At 68.8% G+C, this 19,207-nt stretch carries 14 protein-coding genes; 7 read left to right on the forward strand and 7 right to left on the reverse strand.

Features of this window, described 5'->3' with window-relative positions:
• From HR086_RS15085 to eutB, 3 genes are all read left to right on the forward strand, one after another.
• On the forward strand, nt 1–541 hold a 541-nt coding region (locus HR086_RS15085), incomplete at its 5' end, for a response regulator (protein ID WP_174465971.1).
• Nucleotides 538–1,692, forward strand: coding sequence for a hypothetical protein (locus HR086_RS15090; protein ID WP_174465972.1), 1,155 nt, complete (start codon nt 538–540; stop codon nt 1,690–1,692). The genes HR086_RS15085 and HR086_RS15090, both read left to right, overlap by 4 nt.
• A 112-nt stretch (nt 1,693–1,804) precedes the next feature.
• Nucleotides 1,805–4,102 (forward strand): ethanolamine ammonia-lyase subunit EutB, encoded by a 2,298-nt coding sequence (gene eutB / locus HR086_RS15095; RefSeq protein WP_174465973.1) that lies wholly within the window; start codon nt 1,805–1,807, stop codon nt 4,100–4,102.
• Nucleotides 4,103–4,152: 50 nt separating this feature from the next.
• Here eutB and HR086_RS15100 read toward each other — a convergent pair whose 3' ends face one another.
• Nucleotides 4,153–4,995 (reverse strand): zinc metalloprotease, encoded by an 843-nt coding sequence (locus tag HR086_RS15100; RefSeq protein WP_174455044.1) that lies wholly within the window; start codon nt 4,993–4,995, stop codon nt 4,153–4,155.
• Between the two features lie 207 nt (nt 4,996–5,202).
• On the opposite strand from HR086_RS15100, the gene HR086_RS15105 reads away from it, so the two are divergent.
• On the forward strand, nt 5,203–6,321 hold the full coding sequence (locus HR086_RS15105) for a tetratricopeptide repeat protein (protein WP_174465974.1): 1,119 nt from the start codon (nt 5,203–5,205) through the stop codon (nt 6,319–6,321).
• 21 nt (nt 6,322–6,342) lie between these two features.
• Here the strand turns inward: HR086_RS15105 and HR086_RS15110 are convergent, their stop codons facing one another.
• The 3 genes from HR086_RS15110 to HR086_RS15120 all read right to left on the reverse strand — a co-directional run bounded on the left by HR086_RS15110 (nt 6,343) and on the right by HR086_RS15120 (nt 9,802).
• Nucleotides 6,343–7,092: an energy transducer TonB gene (locus HR086_RS15110; protein WP_174455046.1), complete on the reverse strand. Its 750-nt coding sequence runs from the start codon at nt 7,090–7,092 to the stop codon at nt 6,343–6,345.
• A 164-nt stretch (nt 7,093–7,256) separates the two neighbouring features.
• On the reverse strand, nt 7,257–7,973 hold the full coding sequence (locus HR086_RS15115; protein WP_174455047.1) for a response regulator transcription factor: 717 nt from the start codon (nt 7,971–7,973) through the stop codon (nt 7,257–7,259).
• A complete protein-coding gene (locus HR086_RS15120; protein ID WP_141647746.1) occupies nt 7,970–9,802 on the reverse strand; it encodes a HAMP domain-containing sensor histidine kinase in 1,833 nt (610 codons plus the stop codon). The genes HR086_RS15115 and HR086_RS15120 overlap by 4 nt, the downstream gene beginning before the upstream one ends.
• A gap of 221 nt (nt 9,803–10,023) precedes the next feature.
• Here HR086_RS15120 and HR086_RS15125 point away from each other — a divergent pair, with 221 nt between their 5' ends.
• The 3 genes from HR086_RS15125 to HR086_RS15135 all read left to right on the forward strand — a co-directional run bounded on the left by HR086_RS15125 (nt 10,024) and on the right by HR086_RS15135 (nt 16,347).
• Nucleotides 10,024–10,764, forward strand: coding sequence for a hypothetical protein (locus HR086_RS15125; protein ID WP_141647745.1), 741 nt, complete (start codon nt 10,024–10,026; stop codon nt 10,762–10,764).
• Between the two features lie 223 nt (nt 10,765–10,987).
• Nucleotides 10,988–15,913, forward strand: coding sequence for a myxosortase-dependent M36 family metallopeptidase (locus HR086_RS15130; protein ID WP_174465975.1), 4,926 nt, complete (start codon nt 10,988–10,990; stop codon nt 15,911–15,913).
• Between the two features lie 137 nt (nt 15,914–16,050).
• Complete coding sequence (locus HR086_RS15135; protein WP_174465976.1) at nt 16,051–16,347, forward strand: hypothetical protein; 297 nt, start codon at nt 16,051–16,053, stop codon at nt 16,345–16,347.
• 180 nt (nt 16,348–16,527) lie between these two features.
• Here the strand turns inward: HR086_RS15135 and HR086_RS15140 are convergent, their stop codons facing one another.
• The 3 genes from HR086_RS15140 to HR086_RS15150 all read right to left on the reverse strand — a co-directional run bounded on the left by HR086_RS15140 (nt 16,528) and on the right by HR086_RS15150 (nt 19,152).
• Nucleotides 16,528–17,286 (reverse strand): hypothetical protein, encoded by a 759-nt coding sequence (locus HR086_RS15140; protein WP_141647743.1) that lies wholly within the window; start codon nt 17,284–17,286, stop codon nt 16,528–16,530.
• 133 nt (nt 17,287–17,419) lie between these two features.
• Complete coding sequence (locus HR086_RS15145; protein ID WP_174465977.1) at nt 17,420–17,623, reverse strand: hypothetical protein; 204 nt, start codon at nt 17,621–17,623, stop codon at nt 17,420–17,422.
• Between the two features lie 83 nt (nt 17,624–17,706).
• The gene (locus HR086_RS15150; protein ID WP_174465978.1) at nt 17,707–19,152 is read right to left on the reverse strand and encodes a C39 family peptidase; all 1,446 of its coding nucleotides are present in this window, start codon (nt 19,150–19,152) and stop codon (nt 17,707–17,709) included.
• Nucleotides 19,153–19,207: the final 55 nt, after the last annotated feature.

The raw sequence follows: 19,207 nt of genomic DNA on the forward strand, positions 1-19,207 counted from the left end.
GACGGGGCTGGGCCTGTCCATCTGTCTCACGCTGGTACAGGCCATGGGGGGCCGTATCGAGGTGAGCAGCGCGCAGGATTGGGGAAGCACCTTCCGCGTGGTGTTGCCGGCGCTCTCGGTCGGAACGGTCGCCGCGCCCGAATCGCCGGTGCTCGGCGCGGTGGTGCCGTCGTTGGTCCGCCGCAGGCTCCTGCTCATCGATGACGAGCCGTCCGTGGGCAACTCGGTGAGCCGGCTGGTGCGCGACGTGTATGAGGTCCACGCGGTGCAGGACGCACGCGAGGCGTTGCGACGGCTGTCCACGGGCGAGCGATTCGATGCCATCCTGTGTGACTTGATGATGCCGGGCATGAGCGGAATGGACTTCGTGGTGGAGCTGGAGCGACTGGCGCCCGAGCTGGTGCTGCGCACGGGATTGATGACGGGTGGGGCCTTCACCGCGCAGGCGCGCGAGTTCGTGGGCCGCCATTCGAGAGGGCTGTTGGAGAAGCCCTTCGAGCGCGAGCGCCTGTGCACCTTCGTGGAGCACCTCTTTCCATGAAGAGGGCGACGCGGCGGAACCTGGGCCTTGGCCTGGTCGTGGTGCTGGTGGGCGTGGTGCTGGTGGGCATGGACTGGCTGCGCGGCCTGTCGTTCGTCGTTCGCGCCGCGGGGATGGAGGGCTCGGTTCCAGAGGTCGTGGCCCGATGGCGCACCGGGCCCTTCGAGGTCAGCGAGCTGACTGTCCCCACGCGCCACGGGGACGTGCGTGCGCGGCTGTATCGGCCACGGGAGGTCCGAGGGCGCACGGTGGTGTTGACCTCGGGCGTCCATGCCGACGGCATCGACGAGCCCCGGCTGGTGAAGCTGGCCAAAGACCTGGCCACGGGCGGGCAGACGGTCCTCACCCCCGAGCCGCCGGACCTCCTGCGCTACGAAATCACCGCGCGCCTTCCCGACATCATCGAGGACGCGGCCCTGTGGACCGCCGCCCGCGAGGACCTGGCGCCTGGCGGGAAGGTGGACCTGTTCGGCATCAGCTTCGCGGGAGGGCTCTCCGTGGTGGCGGCGGGGCGGCCCGCGTTGCGAGACAAGGTCGCCTCCACGCTCTCTTTCGGAGGACATGGAGACCTGCCCCGGGTGCTGGCCTTCCTGTGCAGCGGGGTGTTGCCGGACGGTTCCCATCTGGCGCCGCATGACTATGGCGTGGTCATCATCCTGCTCAACGTCGCGGACCGACTGGTGCCACCGGAGCAGGTGGAGCCCCTGCGCGAGGGCATCCGGACCTTCCTGCGCGCTTCACACCAGACGCAGAAGGACCAGAAGCTGGCGGAAGTGACCTTCGCCCACGCGCGGGTGCTGGAGACCCGCATGCCCGAGCCGGCGTCGAAGCTGATGGGGTACGTGAATACGCGGAACGTGGCGGCGCTGGGGCCCCTGCTGCTGCCGCTCGTCCGGGACTTCGCCGCGGACCCGTCGATGTCGCCGGGGAGGTCTCCCGCGCCTGCCTCGCCCGTGTATCTGCTCCATGGCGCGGGGGACACGGTGATTCCAGCCATGGAGTCCGTGCTGCTGGCGGACTCATTGCGCCCCTACACGGAGGTGCACCAGCTCTCCACGCCGCTCATCAGCCATGCGGAGGTGGACCGGAAGGCGGGGGCGGCGGACGTGGTCCGGATGGTGGGCTTCTGGTCGAGCCTGCTGGACGAGTGAGGCAGTCCCCGCTCCCGACCGACCGCCGGGCGAGCACCCAGGCGTCATCCAGCGGACAGCGCGGTGCGGGCATGGCTTCCGGAATGAAACGCCGGATACATTGTCTCGCGCCATGAGCGTCAGTCTCCGTGACGTCCTCACAGGTGAGGACGTGTTCGGCTACATCCATCGGGTTCAAGGTTCATTCGACTCGCGTCTCTTCCAGCGGATTCTCGGCGCAGCCAATGCGTTCAAGGAGGGTGACGAGGCCCTCGGCATCGCCGCTGCCGACGAGGACTCCCGGGCGAATGCCCGTGCGCTGCTGGCTCGCACGCGGCTGGGCGACCTGCATTCGCACCCTCCCTTCGAGGACCGGCTCCACGCCTTCATGATGGAGGCCCTGGATGTCGAGGAGCTCCAGCGGTTGGAGGACTGGACGCTGGGGCAGCTCAAGGCGTACCTGCTCTCGGCCGACGAGGCGGATGTCCGAGGCATCCTGGGGGGCCTGGGCAGCGACGTCATCGCGTGTGTCGTGAAGCTGATGAGCGACGCGGAGCTCAAGGCAGTGGGCTCGCGCATCTTCCATCCGTTGCCGGGCAGCAACCTGGGCGCGAAGGGATATCTGGGTGCGCGGCTCCAGCCGAACTCGCCCACGGACCACCCGGACGACATCCGCTGGCAGGTGTTCAACGGCTGGTCCTTCGCGGTGGGCGATGTGGTGCTCGGGACGAATCCCGTGTCTTCCGCGCCGGAGTCCGTGGCGGCGGTGGAGGCGGCGCTGCACGACCTCCTCGTCACCTTCGGACTGACGGAGGTGATGCCTCACTGCGTGCTCTCGCACATCGACGTGCAGGCGAAGGTGGAGGCGCTGCGGCCTGGCACCACGGGCATCTGGTTCCAGAGCCTTGCGGGCAACGAGGCGGCGAATCGGACCTTCGACGTCACGCTGGAGAAGATGGCGGAGCATGCGGCGAGCCGGACGGGGCGATACGGGCTCTACTTCGAGACGGGGCAGGGCGCGGACGCGACGAACGGGCACCACTTCGGTTGTGACATGCTGGTGCATGAGTCCCGCAAGTACGGCTTCGCCCGGGCGCTGAAGGCGCGGGTGTCGCTGGCGCAGCTCGGAGCGGGACGGACGCCCGCGCCGTGGGTTCATGTGAATGACGTGGCGGGGTTCATCGGTCCGGAGGTGTTCCGCACCCGGGAGCAGCTCGTGCGCTGCTGCCTGGAGGACATCGTCATGGGCAAGCTGCACGGGCTGATGATTGGCCTGGATGTGTGCTCGACGTTGCACATGGACGTGTCGCTGGACGACCTGACCTGGTGTCTGGAGCAGGTGGTGGAGGCCGCGCCCGGTTATCTGATGGCGTTGCCCACGCGCAATGACCCGATGCTCAGCTACCTGACGACGAGCTTCCAGGACCACGTGCGGCTGCGCGAGAAGCGGGGCCTCAAGGTCGACGACCGGATGTGGGCCTTCTTCCAGTCGCTCGGGGTCATCGATGAAGCGGGGCGACCCACCGAGCACTTCGGAGACCCGGCCTGGGTCTATCTCCAATATCGCCGCCGCAAGGGGGATGAGCGCTCGGACGCGAGCATCCTGGAGGAGGCGCGCTCGGAGATGGCGGCGGTGCGTGAGCGGGGCGTTCCGCTGGCCGTGGGACATGGCGAGACGCCGTGGGAGCTGGAGCCGTCGCTGGAGCGAGAGCTGCGTGCCCTGTACGAAGACGCGAAGGTGGGGCTCTGGTCGGAGCTGACGGACTCGGTGGTGGCGGGGATTCCCGAGGCGGTGATGTTGCGCACGTGCGCGGAGGACCGTCGCGACTACATCCTGCATCCGCCGTCGGGAGAGCGGCTGGACTCGGCCTCCGAGCTGGCGGTCCGGATGCTGCGGCTGAGGCACGAGGGCCGCTGGGATGCGCAGATACTCATCTCGGACGGACTGGATGCACGCTCGCTGATGGATGAGGGGCACCTGCACCCGTTCCTGACGGAGCTGAGGCGTGAGCTGGACGCGGCGGGGTGGAAGGTGGCACCGGAGCACCTGGTGCTGAAGCACGGGCGCGTGCGAGCCGGGTATCAGGTGGGCGAGTTGTTGTTCGGTGACGCGGAAGAACGCGCGCCACGAGCACTCATCCACGTCATCGGCGAGCGGCCGGGCTCAGGGCACCATGCCTTCTCCGCGTACCTGACGGCGCCCTCCGCGACCACCTGGGGGCGACAGGGCAGGGCGGACCACGACATCACCCGGCTCATCGCGGGCATCTCCGATACCAGCGTGCGCCCGGAGGCCGCGGCACGCGAGGCGGTGAGCCTCCTCGCGGAGCTGACCGCCACGACGCGGATGAAGCCCCTCGCCGAGGGCGGAGTGACGGAGCTGCGAGCGGTGCCTCAGCTGAGAGCGGAGCCTGAGCTGGCTCATCGCTGAGTCAGGCGAGTCCCCGATACGCGCGTGCTTTGGGGCCCGGGAGCCCTGTGTCAGCGATACATGAGCGCCATCGAGTCCATGCGCGCCGACTGGCCCGGGGTGAACTCGGACATGCACGCGTCATCGACGTAGCCCATGTAGTTTCGGACCGGGTCGAGCCCCATGTCGGTCGGACACGAGTCGCCACCCACCACGCACGTGTACGTCGGCTTGGATCGAGACGTGTCGCTCACGCCGTCGTCCGTCGTGCAGCCCGCCATGGTGTGCAGCAGGCCCAGCCAGTGACCCACCTCGTGCACGGCCGTATCTCCGAGGGCGTACGGCGACGCGGTGCCCCCGGGCAGCACCGCATTCAACAACACGACGCCGTCACTGAGCGGCGTACCGGCGACACCCCACGGAAACGTGGCCCACGCGAGGAGGCCGCCCCCTGGATTCGCCAGGTACAGGTTCAGGGACTCCTTACCACCCTGGTGCAGCGCGTTCTTCGCAGCCGCTTCCGCCGCGCTGCCGGGTGCCATCACGTACCAGGTGGCGTTCGTCGTCCGCGTCACCGACATCAGGTCGAACCAGAAGGGCGTGGCGCCATAGGCCGCACGCAGGACTTCGAGCTGCGCGAGAATCGTCGCCAGCGGGACGTCCCCATTGGCGACGCCCGTGCCCCGGCGAATGACGTGTACATAGGTCGGCACCCGCACCGAGCCCGGCAGCCGCATCGCGCTCACGCCGCCTCGGTTCGACTCCTGGGCCACCCGTGTCAGCGTCTCCTCCGAGGGCTCCTCCGTCCCGCATCGCGAAGCGGTGACGTCGGCCTCCAGCGGCTCGGGTCCACCGCCGCAGCCCCAGGCCACCAGGCTCACCAGGACGATTGCCTTCGCGATGCTTCGCTCCATGACCTGCCTCCCCGCTTCGTGAATGCAACGGATGCGTCACCGCAGTGGCTCGAAATCAGGCGCTCTCCGACATCATTGTAAAACGAGTTGGCCTGCGCCAGGGGCGGCGGCACCCCAGGGGAGAAGGCGCTCAATCGTTCACGAGTGGGCAAGCGGGGCACGAGGGCGGCATAGACTGGGCGCGACCGCTCACCGAAAGGGCCTCCCGTGCGCCGCCCCCTCGTCGTCCTCTGCTTCGTGCTCGTGGCCGGCTGCGCTTCGACGCAAAAAACCGCGCTCACCTCGGGGACGGACGCGGAGGTGAAGGCGCCGGACAAGCCTCCGTTCCTCAATCCCGCGGAGATCGTGAAGCGGATGGAGGCGTCCCCGGTGTCGTACAACATCGAGGGAAAGGACTCGCCTCCCGGGGGCTGGGCGGATCAGCTCTGGCCGCAGCGGGTGCCCTCGCGCGAGGCCCCTCGCGTGGTGACGGAGCAGGGCGAGTTCGTCATCCTCGACTGGCCCGAGCACCCGGAGGCGCGGGCGTTGCTCGACGAGGCGGAGCCTCACTTCCAGGCGAAGCGCTACGCGGAGGCGGCGAAGCTGTACGAGCAGGCCACGCGCGTGTGCCCGGACTGCTATCTCGCGTGGAACTTCCGGGGAGACGCGGCGTACTTCGCGGGCGACGCGGCCACCGCGCTGGAGCACTACCAGAAGGCGACCCGCATCAACCCGAATGACCACCGCTCGTGGTTCTTCCTGGGCAACGCGTTCGCGCGGCTGGGGCGCTTCGATGAGGCCCTGGACTCCTGGGCGTGGTGCCTGGTCCTCAACCCGCGCTACCCCATCATCCGGCAGTTCTTCCGCGCCAACGCCGGACTGGGGCTCGTCGTCCGTGAGGATGCCATCGTCCCCCGAGGCTACGCCGAGCGGGCCGGCCAGGGCGTCACCGTCCAGTTCGATCCGGACCACGACCCGTCCTGGCTCGCCTTCGCCAACTGCAAGGCGCTGTGGCTGGGCGAGCCCGCGCACCGTCAGGAGATGACCGGCACCGAGAAGGAGCACTACACGACGGTGGAGGAGATGGAATGCCTGGGCTCGGCGCTCATCGTCCACGCGGGTCAGAAGCAGAAGGGCGAGACGGAGCGCTCCGACCCCACGCTGGACCGCCTGGCCTCCATCACCGATGACGGCATGCTGATGCAGGCGGTGCTCTTCGAGGTGGGGGCTCGAATCCACCCCCAGGTCGTCCTCACCTTGGACGAGGACGTCCGGCAGCGCCTCAAGGCGTATGTGCTCAAACACGTCCTGGTGCCGGCGTCCGCCGTGGGAGGCTACGACTTGTGACGGACGCGCGGCGAGCCCAGGTCAGCGAGGCAGCTTGAAGCGGAGGGTGAAGACGTAGGAGACGCTCTGCGGGCGCCCCTGGAAGGTCACCGGGCTGTAGCGCCGGTGGTGCAGTGCATCCAGCACCTCCTCGTCCATGTGCGCCAGGCCCTTGATGATGCGGCAGTCGCGCACGTCTCCCTCGCGGGTCACGACGCACTTGGCGATGACGGTCCCCTCCACGCGGGCCATGCGGGCCTGCTCGGTGTACTCGAGCGGAGGGCCTCCCATGAGCACGGGCTGCGTCATGCCCTGTCCGAACGGGAGCACCTCTTCGCCCGTGCCGTCGCCGACGCCATTCGGCAGGCCAGGGATGAATGCCACGCCGGTGATGTTGCTGGTCGGATCTCCGTCCGGGTGGCCCCCCGGCACACCATCACCCGGAGGCACCACCTCGTCGGTATCCGAGGGGTTCGCCGCCGGCTCCGGCTCGACCGGCTGAGGGTCCGCCGGAAGCGGGTTGATCTGCGTGGGCATCGTGGTGCGCTTGGGCTTGGTCCGCTTCGGCTGCACGGCCTGCTTCGGCTGGGTCGGGGCCGTGTACCCCTTGGCCACCTGCCTACCCTGGTACAGCGTGAGGATGGGGTCCTTCTCGGGCTCCGGGGGAAGCTCCGCGGGACGGGCGGAGATGACGAGTACCGCGCCGAACAACCCCGCGTGGACGGCCACGGACCACCACAACCCCAGGCCCAACCGCCCTGCTCGCTGCCGCTCGATGACCGACTTGAACACGGAAGCCTCCTCCCACCGACGGGCGCTCCCGGAGTCCACCGCACCACACGGTGGTTCTCCGGCGTGGGCAGTTGGCTTGGAGCGCCCCGTCCACGCAGGACTCAACCTACGGAGTCCACGACGTGGGATGGCCGGAGGCTGGCCATCTCTTCGTCACGGTTCGGTCATGAGGCGGAGACCTCCATCCGGTAGCCCACCCCGCGAAGGGTGTGGATGGTGAAGCCCGACGCGCTCGTCCAGCCGAGCTTCTTCTTCAGGCTGGAGACGAAGTTGTCCACCGTGCGCGGGTCCACCACCACGTCGCGGCCCCACACCGCGTCCAGGATTTCTCCTCGGGGCAACGCGCGCTCGCGGTGGCGCAGCAGATAGGCGAGCAGGTCGAACTCCGTGCGCGTCAGCTCCACGCCCACGCCGTCCGGCTTCGTCACGGTGCGGCGGCCCATGTCCAGCGTGTAGCCGCCGAACGTCGACACCTGGGTCGGCGCGACGCCCGCACGGCGCACCAGCGCGCCCACGCGCGCGAGCAGCTCCCTCAACCGGTAGGGCTTGGTGAGGTAGTCCTGCGCCCCCGCGTCGAAGCCCCGGACGATGTCGTCCTCGAGCGAACGCGCGGTGAGCATCATCACCAGGCTCTTGACGCCTTGCGCGCGCAGGCGGCGACAGAAGCTGTAGCCGTCTTCGCCCGGGAGCATCACGTCCAGGATGAGCAGGTCGAACTCGCGCTGACGCAAGAGCGGCTCCGCGTCGCGGGTACTCGGGGCCTCGGAGACGTCGTAGCCCTCGTCCAGCAGGTTGTCCCGGAGCCCTACGCGCAGGTGCGCATCGTCCTCGACGATGAGGATGGTGGGACGGGTGGAGGAGGGTGGGGTGGAGGTGGTCATCGACGCGGCTCGTGGAAGGTCAGCGCGAACGTGGTCCCCTCGGGCGTGGAGGAGGCCACCTGGATATCGCCATGGTGCAGCTTCATGATTTTCCGGCACAGCGCCAAGCCTAGCCCGCTGCCGTGGACCTCCTGCCCGGGAGGCATCAAACGATAGAAGTCCTGGAAGACGTTCTCCCATTCGGACTCGGGGATGCCCACGCCGTTGTCGCGGAAGAGCATCGTGCAGCCGTGGCCTTCGAACACGCGGGCACTGACGGAGATGCGCACGGGGCTGCGCTGGTTGTAGGCGCACGCGTTGCGGCCCAGGTTGGAGAACAGCAGGCGCAAGAGCGACGGGTCCGCCTCCAGCTCCGCGTCGTCCATGTCGGTGGTCAGCTCCACCGGCACGGAGGTGGCCGACGCCAGGTCGTCCCGCAGCGGGTTGACCAGCTCCTCCAGGCGCACGCGTGAGGCGCGCAGCGTCCAGCGGCCCTTGTCGATGCGGTTGAACGACAGGATGTTCTCCACCAGGAAGTGGAGGCCGTCGGCGGCCTGGACGATGCGGGCCGGGTAGTCGCGCATCTCGGGCGCATGGGTCAGCTTGCGCTCCAGCGTCTCGCCGAGCAGTCGGATGGAGGCCAGCGGCGTGCGCAGCTCGTGCGAGACGGTGGCCACGAAGTCGCTCTTGAGCTCCAGGAAGCGGTACTTGCGCTGCTGCGCCACCAGCGCCAGCGCGACGATGGCCGCCGCCAGCGCACCGCACACGGCTACCAGCAACGTCTTCAGGCCATAGCGCGCCTCGATGTTGGCCTCCACGCGCGCCCACTCGGGCAGCTCCACGAGCAGCATGAGCTCCCGTGCCGGCATCGCCGAGCGTCCCCCCACCAGCCGCATCTGTCCGTCCGACTCGAAGAGCCCGCGCGTGCGCATGTCCTGGGCGATGGGGACCAGCAGCGCCGCGATGTCCACGGAGATGCCGTACAGCACCTCTCCGCGAGGCTCCACGTACCACTGCTCTCCCAGCAGGGTCGGCTCCACCAGCTCCGGGGGCATCACCAGCATGCCGGCGCCCGCCTCGCGCGAGCGCTCCAGGAAGTCGCGCGTGGGCTCTCCCAGCGCGCGGCTCAGCCGGAGGATGCGGGACTGGAGGAAGTCGAAGTCGGCCTGCGAGAAGTGGGAGCGCTCGCGCAGCAAGTCGCGTTGCAGCCCCGCCCCCCGGCTGATGCCGCCGAACTCCTCAGGAAGTCCCTCGCGCAGCAGGGCCCGGATGAGCGGCGTGGTGGCGGGGCCGCGCTGCAGGTGCTCCACCGCGAGCAACAGGAAGGGCAGCTCCTGCTCGACGGGCAGCGTCTGGCGGGTGTGGTGCCGCAGGAACTCCTCCACCAGCGCCGTGGCGCGCGACGTCTGGCCCGCGAGGAGGGCGGCCTCGGCCGCGCGCAGTCGCGTGAGCCGGGGCTCCCAGGTGCCTCCCAGGGCGGCGCCACCCCGGACGTGGTCCGAGAGCATCTCGTAGAGGGCGCGCGCGGGCATGTCCTGGCCCGGCAGGGGGTGGATGAGGCGCGGCAGGAACTGGTGGCCGCGGAACTGGAGGTAGAAGCCCTCGCCCGGAGCCAGCGGGTTGTCCACGGCGGCGTGGATGGCGGCGATCTGCTCCTCGAGCTGGCGGGCCAGGATTTGTCGCAGGGTCTCCGTGGCGGCGTGCGCCAGGGCGTCGCGGCGGGAGCGGACCTGCTCGTGCGCGTCCTCGCGCTCGCGCGTGAAGATGCGTTGAAGGCTCACCAGCCCCCAACCGAGGGCGAGGAGCCCACAACCCAGGGCCACGAGCGTGGGAAGGAGCCTGCGCAACATGCGATTCGCTGATTGTGACTATCGCACAGGAGGGTGCCCCAGGAGACCTTTCGCATCGCCCCCGGGGGCTGACGAGTGTCCCAGGTCAGCGGACGGGCAGCCTCGCGGTCCACGGGAAGACAGCGGGAGCAGGGGGGGACTGGCCGCCAGGGCAAGAGGGTGCCGAGGTTCAGCCGTGGGCCCGGGTGTCCACGCGGGCCTCAACTGAGGGAGGTCCGCCCATGCACTTTCCCCTGTCACGGCTGTCCCCCGCTGGGCCGGTGGTGCTGTGGGGAGGAGAGCTTCCCTCCGGGGGGCTCAAGTACCTGACGTTTTCGCGCTACCTGGAGTCGATGCCCGAGGGAGCCTGCGGGCTGGTGGAGTTGTCGGGTTCCTCGTCCTCGCTCGCGCTGGACGCGCTGGGCAAGGAGCGCGGGCTGCCGGTGCTCGCGCTCACGGATACGGCGGGCGCCGCCTACCTGCGAGGGCAGGGGTTCGGTGGCGAGGTGCGCACCGTGCGGCGGCTCTCCGAGGCCTGGGAGGTGGCCCTGGGCTACGAGCGACAGGGCTGGTGCTGGCCGCGCCAGCTCTCCAATGGCGCGCTCGTGGGCTGCGTGGAGGGCTGGGCCTCGGAGCTGCGCGACTTCGTGCGCGAGGCGTATCCCTCCGTGCGGCTGGTGGTGAGCGGCTTCGGCACCGGCGCCACGGTGGTGGGGCTGCACCGGGCCTTCACGCCGGAGGGCTACGACGTGGTGGGGCTGCAGCCCTCACTGGGCGCCCCGCTGCCGGGCTGGCGGCGGTGGATGGAGCAGAACCTGGGCGAGGCCGACCTCTTCCACCCCCACCGGGAGGAAGTGGTGCTGGAGACGGCCGGACCCAAGCACTCGGATGGCCTCGCCGCGCTCCTCACGTACGCGCGCGCCGAGGCCCGGCCGGACGAGGTCCTCGTCATCTCCCACAACGCCCGCCCTCCGTTCGGCTGAAGCACGCCTTTCCCCCTCGCGCAACTGCCTCCCGCAAGCACGCCTTCTCCGTATTTTCAGCAAGCAAAGAAGTTTATTCTTGATTTGCTGGCGGGAACGGCGGGTGAGTTAAGGGGGGGCTATTGTGTTGATAACAAAATAATCCTTAACCTCTGGACGCCCTGGCCGAGCAGGCGTCCGACGGCGTGGGGCCCTCAACACCACCCGAAAGAGGTCGTCGTTCATGAAGCGTCTTTGGATGGGCACGGTGAGCGCCGTGCTCGCCGTGCTGATGTGGTCCCCGCAGGCTCATGCGAGGCAGGCCGCGGTTGATGCCTTCCTCCTCACGCCGGCGGATCGCTCCCTGCCTCAGTCCGCCGCGTCGGCGTCCCAGCGCGGACTGCGCATCAACAGCGTGGAAGGTCGTCTCGGCGTACCGACCTTCGTTTTCAGTGAGCGCTCCCTGAGCGCGGGTCCCCAGGCGAAGGCCTCGCGCCCGCTGACGCAGGCCAGCGCGAACACCGCGGCGCGTGAGCACCTGCGGAGCGTGGCGGACCTGTACCGCCTGAACGCCTCCGAGGTGAACAGCGCGGAGCTGCGCCAGGTGCACATGCCCAAGGGGGGCGAGGGCGCGGTGGTCGCGACCTACGGCCGCCGGGTCAATGGCATCGAGGTGTTCCGCAACGAGGTCAAGGTCGTCATGGACGCCAGCCAGCAGCTGGTGGCCATCTCCGGCTACCTGCAGCCGCGTCAGCAGGACGACGAGAAGAACGCCCAGGCGTCGGCCTTCCGCGTCTCGGCGCCGCAGGCCATCTCCCGCGCGTTCCAGGACCTGACGGGCGCTCAGCTCGACGCCCGGGCGCTGGTGCCCGCGGGCGCGAAGGGTGACTACAGCCACTACACGGTGGACTCCCGCCAGTTGTCGACGCACGGCTTTGGTGAGGCGCCGCGCTCGAAGAAGGTCCTCTTCCCGATGCCCGACGGCCTGGTGCCGGCGTACTACGTGGAAGTCAACGCGGGCCCGGAGAGCAACCCGGACGCCTCCTACACCGCCTACGTCATCGACGCGCGCGACGGTTCGCTGCTGCTCAAGCACAACCTGACCGTGTCGGAGCAGTTCAGTTACCGCGTGTGGGCGGACCCGGCGAGCAAGCTGCCCTACGACGGTCCCCAGGGCACCGAGGCCACGCCGCACCCCACGGGCACCCCGGATGGCTATCAGGCGCCCCTGAACATCCCGGCCAACCTGGTGACGCTGCAGAACTTCCCGTTCAGCCGCAATGACCCGTGGCTGCCGGCGAACGCGACGGTGACGACGGGTAACAACGTCGATGCGTACGCGGACCTCGGTGGTGGCGACGGCTTCCAGCCGGGCTTCGACCTGCGTGCGCCGCTGAGCGACGCGGCGGGCCGCGGGTTCGACTACACGTTCGATTTGACGAAGTCGCCCGCCGCGAACCAGACGCAGCGTCTGGCCGCCGTGGTGAACCTGTTCTACATCACCAACTTCCTGCACGACTGGTTCTACGACGCGGGCTTCGACGAGGCCTCCGGCAACGCCCAGTTGAGCAACTTCGGGCGGGGTGGCCTGGAGAACGACAGCCTTCGCGTGGAGGCGCAGGACTCCGGTGGCCGTAACAACGCCAACATGGCGACTCCGGCCGACGGCGCCCGTCCTCGCATGCAGCAGTACGTCTTCGACGGCGTGGCGGAACTCACGGTGAGCGAGCCGGCGCCCCTGGCGCGCGGCTACCTCTCGTACACCGCGTCCTTCGGGCCGACGGTCTTCAACCTCGAGGGTGATTTCGCGCTGCCCCCCACGGGGCCGGACGAGGCGACGACGCTGGCCTACCGGATTGGCTGCGCGAATGACACTGGCGCCGACCCGTACGGTGGCACGACGCCGTTCACCGGTAAGATCGCGCTCATCGAGCGCGGCACCTGCTCCTTCGCCTACAAGGTCCTCAACGCCCAGCGCGCGGGCGCCATCGGCGTCTTCATCACCAACAGCGCCGCGGGTGCTCTGGGGCCCATGGGCGCCAGTGGTGTCGCCGCTGTCGACCGCGCCATCACCATCCCTTCGCTGTTGGTGACCAAGCCGGACGGTGACGCCTGGCGGACGGCGCTGGCCACGGCGCCTGTCAAGGGCCGCCTCCGCCGCAACGCGGACCTCGACCGCGATGGCACGCTCGACAACGAGATCGTCGCGCACGAGTGGGGGCACTACATCTCCAACCGCCTCGTCGGTAACGGCTCGGGTCTGACGAACAACCAGGGCGGCTCCATGGGCGAGGGCTGGGGTGACTTCCACGCCATGCTGTTGTCGGTGCGCGCCGAGGACGTGACCCGGACCGGCAACAACCAGTGGCAGGGCACCTACGGCATGGCCGGCTACACCCAGAGCGGTGGTCGCAACCAGGGCTACTACTTCGGCATCCGCCGCGTTCCGTACAGCACGAACATGGCCAAGAACGGCCTGACGCTCCGCCACATGGCGGACGGCACGGCCATTCCGACCACCCACCCGACCAACGGGGGCGGGAACAACGCGGAGGTCCACAACTCGGGCGAGGTCTGGGCCTCGATGTTGTGGGAGTGCTACGCGAGCCTGTTGAACGCCCATCCGTTCCAGGAGGCACAGGACCGGATGAAGCGCTACCTGGTGGCCGCCTACAAGGCCACGCCGGTCAGCCCCACCTTCCTGGAGGGGCGTGACGCGCTGCTGTCTGTCGCCGCCGCCAGCGATCCCGCCGACTACCAGCGCTTCGTAAGCGCCTTCGCCAAGCGCGGTGCCGGCTTCGGTGCGCGCGTCGCGGACCGCAACAGCGCGGACCACATCGGTGTCGTGGAGAGCTACCAGACGGGCGATGCCCTCGAGGTGGTGAGCATCACCCTGGATGACTCGAGCGTCGGCTGCGACAAGGACGGCGTGCTGGACGCCGGCGAGACGGGCCTGCTCAAGGTGACGGTGCGCAACGCGGGCGCCGGGAACCTGAGCGCGGTGACGGCCACCGCGGCGTTCAACGGCTCGAGCCCGGGCGTCGTGGGCGCCTTCTCGAGCGGCAGCTCGCTCTCGTTTGGCAACATCGCTCGCGGTGCGACGGCGACGGCGAGCGTGGCTGTCGCCCTGACGGCGGCTCCCGCTCAGACTTCGGGCGCGCTCGCGCTCCTGGGCGTGGACGTGACGTTCCCGCACAACCTGCTGAACGGCACGACCCTTCGTGCGTTCCGCAGCCAGGTCAACTACGACGAGAAGCCCAATACGTCGGACACGGACTACGTCGAGGCGCAGAACACCCCGTGGGTGGCCTCGACCTTCAACTACCGTCCGATGTGGGACAACGGCTACGCCACGACCGGGTACTGGCACACCTCCAACGAGGCGACCTCGCTCGACAAGCGGCTGACCTCGCCGCTGTTCAATGTCGCGGCGAATCAGAACTTCACGCTGACGTTCTTCCACCGCTTCAGCTTCGAGTCGGCGTACCTGAGCGGGGCCTGGGTCCACTTCGATGGTGGAGCCATCGAGTTGTCCGTCGACGAGGGGCCGTGGGAGAGCTGGTACCTCTACCTCACGCCTCCCATCCCGGCGAATCCCAACATCGCGTTGATCGACGAGGGGAATCCGTACCTGGGCGGCTGGCCGGGGTTCGCTCAACTGAGCGCGGGCTACCCGTCGTTCGTCCGGTATACGGCCAACTTCGGGCAGGACCTCGCGGGCCATCAGGTGCGCGTGCGCTTCCGTCACGCGTCCGACGGTGGCGTGGGCGCGTATGGCTGGGATATCGCCAACATCAGCCTCACGGGTATCACCAACACGACGCCGTTCTACTCGCTGGTCGCGGAGACCTTCACCGGCACGGGCACGGCTCCGACCTGCAACGTGGCGCCGGTGGCCGAGGCGGGCCTGTCCCAGACGGTGACGGAGGTCGTCGTGGGCGCTGGTGGTGTGGTGACCCCCCGGGTCATCACCCTCAACGGCACGGGGAGCGTCGATCCTGATGCCTCCGCGCAGAGCACGCTGACGTACGCGTGGACCCAGATTGGCGGTCCGCCGGTGACGCTCAACGGCGCGAACACGGCCACGCCGACCTTCAGCACGCTGGTTCCGGCGAACACCATCTTCACGTTCCAGCTCGTGGTGAGCGATGGCACGGACTCCAGCCAGCCCAAGGTGGTCCAGGTCCTCGTCGCCAACGTGAACAACCCCCCTGTCGCCGTGGCTCGCGTGAAGGACGGCGGCCCCACGACGGTGGATGAGCGTTCTGGCAGCGTCACGCTCGATGCGTCCGATTCGACGGATGCGGACGGCGAGGAGCTGAGCTTCTCGTGGACCCAGACCGCGGGTCCGGCGGTGGCGTTGGATGACGAGACCAGCGCCACTCCGACGTTCGCTGTGCCGGAAGTGACGGCGGACACCGCCTTCACGTTCAGCCTGATCGCAACGGACGGCATCGCCGATAGCGAGGCGGAGATCACCATCACCGTTCGCCAGCTGGACCGTGCTCCGGTGGCGGACGCCGGTGGGGACCGGCAGGTTGGCTCGGGCTCCACGGTGACGCTGTTGGGCGGCGCAGTGGATGAGGACGGCGAGGACATCACCTTCGCCTGGACCCAGACCGAGGGTCCGACGGTGGAGCTCACGGGGGCGGACACCGGCTCCCCGCGCTTCACCGCTCCGGAAGTGACGGGGGCGTCCATCGTCCTGCGCTTCAGCCTCGTGGCGACGGCCAATGGACAGGCCAGCGCGGCGAGCATCGTGACCATCACCGTCACGCGCGACAACCACGCGCCGGTGGTTACCACGATGAGCAGCTACACGGTGCACGAAGGCTCGGGCGTGAAGATGCGCGCCTCGGCCGAGGACGCCGATGGCAATGACATCACGTGGCAGTGGACGCAGGTCGCGGGTCCGTCCGTGCAGCTCCAGGCTTCGGATACCGCGGAGGCGTTCTTCGTCGCCCCCGAGGTGTCGGAGACCACGGTGCTGCTCTTCCGCGTCCGGGCGAAGGATGACCTGAGCTCGAGCGAGCCCGCCGAAGTGGCGGTGACGGTGCGGAACCTGGCGGACGAGGGTGGTTGCAGCGCGGCGGGTGGCAGTGCCACCAGTGCGCTGGTGCCGGCCCTGGCCATGCTGGCGCTCGCGCTGCGCCGTCGTCGCAGGAGCTAGTGCTTCGTCCGGCCTCGCCATGAGGTCGGAGCGGAAAATGTGAGGGGCGGTCCCGGGAGGTTTCCGGGGCCGCCCCTTGTTTTTGAGAGGGCCGCCGCGTCATGGGCGGAGTGGCCGCAGCCTCACGGAGGATGCCGATGTTCGTGAAGTCGAATCAGTGGTCGCGGTGGATGGTGGCGGGGGTGGTGCTGGTCGGACTGGGATGCAGGGGGCCCGGGGATGAGCTGAAGCGCGATGCGTCCGCGCCGCCAACTCCAGACGCGTCGAGTGAGGCGAACGTCCGCTCCGAGCCGCCGCGGTTGGAGGAGGATGCTGGGGCCCCCGTGTGCCCGCCGCGTCAGTACCAGTGCTGCGATGGGAGCTGCTCGGAGAACAAGCGGTGCCCAGGCATTGCGTGCGACCCGCGCCCGGTTCCTCCCTCGTACAAGGAGTAGTCGAGCGTTGAAGCTGGGCGAAAGGCTCGAATCCACCTCTCGACGGGGTCGAGCTTTTCCCTTCGCGGGGGCGTTCTTCCGGGCGCGACAATGCTCGTGTGGATGACTTCGAGGGCTGCTCTTCCTGTCTGGGGGTGATGCCAGCCATGCCCTGTCAGGACAGCTCCTCCCAATCCCAGACTACGGGTCCTGAGACCGACCCTCACGATTGCCACGGGGGCGGGAGTTCATCTGCTCCTCGCGCCGCATGACGTCGTACTTGGCTCGCTGGCCCTCATCGAGCAGGGCCGTCATCGCCTGGTCCGTCTCCTCCCGTTGCGTCCGCAGCGCCTGGCGAATCTCACGCGGATTCTTCGTGCCAGTGCGCACCTCCTCGAACAGGGTGTTGCGCGTGGTCTCCTCGGCCTCCAACCGGCGCGTCAGCTCCTGCTCCTGGGAGTAGTTCAGCTTCGCCTCGGACACGAGCCGCTTGATTCGCTCCGTGCGCTGAGCCGTCGAGCGGACCTGCGCCTGCATCCACTCCTCCTGCCGCGAGCGGAACTGCTCGGTGCGCATCTCCTCCTGCACCGAACGCATCGCGTCCTTCAGCGCCTCGCGGCCACCCTCCGTGCTCAGGGTCTCCCCAGTCATCAGCCCCCGCACCTCCGCGCGGAGTTGATCCAACTCGGCCGTCAGCGCGGGCGCCGCGGCGCCACCCCCGTCCGTCCCGGCCACCGCCGGCCGCCGCTCCAGCTCCATCAGGCGCCGGGACAGGCTCAGCGTGGTGTCCTCCAGCGCCTGGATGCGCCGCTCCAGGCCTTCCTGGCTGGCGGGCAGGGCGGCGACAGGCTCGGGCCGCTCGGAGGCGGAGGGAGCCTCGGTACGCCCCGGGGCCCAGAGGGCCACCGCGAGCGCGGCCGAGGCGAGGACGAAGGACACAGGGCCAAGGAGCTTGTTCATGACTTCTCCGACGGGGGCGGGGACGCCGTATTCCATACCCCGCCCGCTGCCCGTGCTCCACCCCGTCGTGGACTCCTGGCCACCCGCCGATACGGGCCCTCGCGCGGCTCCTCGCCCCGCGCGAGGGCTCGTCTCAGCCCTGCTGCGCGGCCCCGGCGGGCTCGTCCATGTCGATGGGGCCCTGGTCGGGGCCCATCGTCAGGGCGCATGCGTCACACATCCAGAAGCGGACGATCATCCCGTTCTCGCCCGTGGAAATGTAGTTGGAGCCAATCACCTCGCTCCCCTCGGTCTTCTTGCAGGAGAGACAGGTGTGCGTCGGTTTGCTCTGCGTCATCGCGGGACCTCGGGGTGTGGAAACGCAACGGACCGACACCCAGGGAGTGCCGGTCCGCGCAAGCCTACTTCACTCCATCCGCATCAGCCGATGGCCATCTGGTAGCCGCCGTTGGGGTTGGAGCTCAGGAAGTGCTTCATCTGCTCCGGCGTAATGGTCTTCACGTTCGCATCGGCCGGGTCCCGGACGATGAAGTTGCCCTTGGAATCCATGCCCGCCACCGTGACGTAGTGGCCGGACGTGCGGCCCTCGTTCTGGTGCGGAGGCATGGCGTGGTAGTCGCCGTTGGCCACCACCAGCTTGCCCGCCTTGAGCTGCTCGGTGATCCACTCCACGTTGGCGCCGGGGCCCTTCATCACCGACTCCTTGCCCATCGCCTTCGCCATCGCGGAGATTCCGTTGACGCCCGTGCCGTTGGACGACGTGCCGCCAATCTTGCCCAGGTGGTTGATGAGCTGCGCGTCCGTCATGTCCTTGCCGTAGCCGTTGGCGCGAGCGATCTGCGCCATCGACGTGGGGCCGCAGTTCGCCGGGCCGTTCGTGTACGAGCCGTTCTTGCCCGCCGGGTTGTACTGGCTGATCTGCGGAACCTTGCTCGGGTCCACGCGGCCGTCACCCGTGACAGGGGCGGCGCCGTCCGTGGCCTGCGGGCCCGTGGGCTTGGGGTTGAGGTCCACCGGCCCCGGCTTGTTCGTGCCCGGCGTGAAGGTGCTCTGGTCCTTGCCCGCGACCCCGGGCAGCTTGAGCGAGTCACCCGCGAGGATGAGGTTCGGGTCGGTGATCTTCGGGTTCATCTCGCGAATCTGGTTGATGACATCCCAGTGCGAGCCCTCCATGCCCTGGCCCTTGAGCTTCGAGGCGATGCCCCAGAGCGTGTCACCCTTCTTGATCTGATAGTCCGACTCACCCACCGGCTTGCGCGGGTCCGCCTGGTTCGCCGCCACACCCGGCTTGGTGCCCGGCGTGGTGTTGGTGTTGCCACCCGTCACCGTGCTGTCGGGCACGTTGGCCGTCGTTCCGCTCGGCGTCTTGCCGCCGGGGAACAGGGTGTTCATGTGGTTCTGGATCTTGTTCTGGTAGTCCTGGCCCCGGGCGTCGTTCATGTTGCCAGCGCCCCGGTGCCACTCGCGCGCGGCGGCCAGGCTGCTGCCGTGCTTCTTGGTCAGATCGCCAATCGTCTTCGCGAGGAACTCCATCTGCTTCTCGGGCGGAATCGTCTGCGCGTTCGCCCCGCGGCCCACCTGCATGCCAGACCACTTCTCGAACGAGGGCAGCAGGCCGTTGTCGTCCAGGCCGATGAGCCCGTGGCCCGTGCCGTCCTGGTGCACGCCGTGGTTCTTGAACGACGACTCCTGCGCGACGATGCCCGCGAGGACTTTCGGGTCCGCGCCGTACTTCTGCGCGTACTTCTCGATGTACGGCCAGAGCTGCTGCAGGTTCAGCTGCGCGTCACGGCCCTGCGGCAGGCCCGAGGCCTGCGTCGAAGTGGGCGAGTACGTCTGCTGACGACCTTCAATGCGGGGGGACATGGGCGCTCCGCGATTGGAAACGATGGGGGTGTGGGAACAACAGATGTCAGGATTG

Source organism: Myxococcus sp. CA039A, from assembly GCF_013336645.1.
Taxonomy (GTDB): domain Bacteria; phylum Myxococcota; class Myxococcia; order Myxococcales; family Myxococcaceae; genus Myxococcus; species Myxococcus llanfairpwllgwyngyllgogerychwyrndrobwllllantysiliogogogochensis.

Coding starts and splice junctions, on each gene's coding strand:
- HR086_RS15115 (WP_174455047.1), bottom strand. CDS start 7,973: ATGACCACCTCCACCCCACCCTCCTCCACCCGTCCCACCATCCTCATC.
- HR086_RS15130 (WP_174465975.1), top strand. CDS start 10,988: ATGAAGCGTCTTTGGATGGGCACGGTGAGCGCCGTGCTCGCCGTGCTG.
- HR086_RS15120 (WP_141647746.1), bottom strand. CDS start 9,802: ATGTTGCGCAGGCTCCTTCCCACGCTCGTGGCCCTGGGTTGTGGGCTC.
- HR086_RS15125 (WP_141647745.1), top strand. CDS start 10,024: ATGCACTTTCCCCTGTCACGGCTGTCCCCCGCTGGGCCGGTGGTGCTG.
- HR086_RS15100 (WP_174455044.1), bottom strand. CDS start 4,995: ATGGAGCGAAGCATCGCGAAGGCAATCGTCCTGGTGAGCCTGGTGGCC.
- HR086_RS15090 (WP_174465972.1), top strand. CDS start 538: ATGAAGAGGGCGACGCGGCGGAACCTGGGCCTTGGCCTGGTCGTGGTG.
- HR086_RS15150 (WP_174465978.1), bottom strand. CDS start 19,152: ATGTCCCCCCGCATTGAAGGTCGTCAGCAGACGTACTCGCCCACTTCG.
- HR086_RS15135 (WP_174465976.1), top strand. CDS start 16,051: ATGTTCGTGAAGTCGAATCAGTGGTCGCGGTGGATGGTGGCGGGGGTG.
- eutB (WP_174465973.1), top strand. CDS start 1,805: ATGAGCGTCAGTCTCCGTGACGTCCTCACAGGTGAGGACGTGTTCGGC.
- HR086_RS15145 (WP_174465977.1), bottom strand. CDS start 17,623: ATGACGCAGAGCAAACCGACGCACACCTGTCTCTCCTGCAAGAAGACC.
- HR086_RS15140 (WP_141647743.1), bottom strand. CDS start 17,286: ATGAACAAGCTCCTTGGCCCTGTGTCCTTCGTCCTCGCCTCGGCCGCG.